A 1,513-nucleotide genomic window follows, 5' to 3' on the forward strand; every position below is an offset into this window, starting at 1 on the left:
GACTATCAGCGTGGATGGTTTTGGGAATCCCGCCACTAACCAGAACAAGTGTATTACTTGGGAACTCCACTTCCCGTTTTTGGATGGTGGTGGCAAAGTTAAAACCCCCATCCCTACGGGGTAAGGGATCACCTCCCCAAGCTTGCGGGACAATTTCTCGCGTGCGCGATTGCCCAAAGCGTCCAATAGTGAGTAAATTGGGGGATTGTCCGGCAAAATGTTCATCGAGGTCATTCATCGATAAAGCCGCCCGATAACCCGCTTTTTTGACGAATTCCTTCACTCGATCGTCCGCCTTCCCTTCCGGATAGGTGAAATAATTAATCGGAATGCCCAATTCTTTTTCTAAGATTTGTTTCGATTGCTTGACTTCTTGCTCCAAATCTGCATCGGACAATAATCTTAAATCCCGGGGATGACTGACGCTATGGGAGACAATTTGGACTAGAGGATCGGCGGCCATTTCCTGGAGTTGTTGCCAAGTGACACTGGTTCTACCAGTTTTTTGAGCCATTTTATTGATATAAATCGAGAAAACGGCAGGATAGTTATATTTTCTCAATAAAGGATAGACATACTGGTAATGTCCCCCATAACCATCATCAAAAGTCAATAAAACCGGTTTAGCGGGAAGGGGGATCCCTGTCCGCAGATGGGAAATTAACCAATCGATACTGATAGGAGTTGCCCCGATTTCCTGCAAAAATTGAAAATGTGCCTCTAATTCGTCTGGAGTAACGTCAAAGAATACCTCTTTTTCCGGTAAAATGTCGTGATACATTAAAATCGGTACTTTTGTCTCTTGAGCGCGGGGATGAATTTCCGGCCAAGGGGCTAATTCGATCGCTGTTGTCGAGTTATTTTGCCAATTATCGAGACTAATATCGTTTTTTTGGAGAGATAGGGAAAGAATCACTCGATCGGAGAGGTTTTTATAGGTTTTACAGTCAAAAACTCTTGATATATCCTTAAAAGAACTATTTTCTCGGACATAATCCGCGCATTCCGGTTGAAACTCCCTAAAAGGTGCGGGGAGAGAATCACCCCCCACCAGAGCATTAGAACGAGGATAGAAAGAAATTGCCCAAATAATCAGACAAGTGACGATAAATGCCAAAAATCCGTATAGGGGAAACAAGGGAAACGAAGATTTTTGCCGAGCTTGCCAACGCATAAGATCAAGTAATAAAGTAAAAAGTAAAAAGTAAAAAGCAGATAGTCCCTGAGTTACCGAAAAAACTGCCTTTTATCTAGATTTTTGGCTTTTGTTTTCTCGTCAGCAAAGCCCACTGATTACAAGCTGAGTTTCTCCATAATCCGTTCCCTTGTCAAGTTTTCTAGAACACCCTCATCAGTTATCAGTTATCAGTTATCAGTGATCAGTGATCAGATTTGAGTTTTCAGTGGACAGTGGTAATCAGTGAGCAGTTGTCAATAGACTGCCTTTATTGATTCTCCCCACACCCCCATTTCCCCATCACCCTACACCCTACACCCTACACCCTACACCCCA

Annotated in this window: 1 protein-coding gene; it reads right to left on the reverse strand. The window is 43.3% G+C overall.

Annotated features, from left to right (window positions below; genetic code table 11):
• On the reverse strand, nt 1–1,174 hold a 1,174-nt coding region (locus PX636_RS16505), incomplete at its 3' end, for a polysaccharide deacetylase family protein (protein ID WP_288117875.1).
• Between the last annotated feature and the right edge of the window lie 339 nt (nt 1,175–1,513).

Source organism: Microcystis sp. M53598_WE2 (genome assembly GCF_030067735.1).
Lineage (GTDB): Bacteria > Cyanobacteriota > Cyanobacteriia > Cyanobacteriales > Microcystaceae > Microcystis > Microcystis aeruginosa.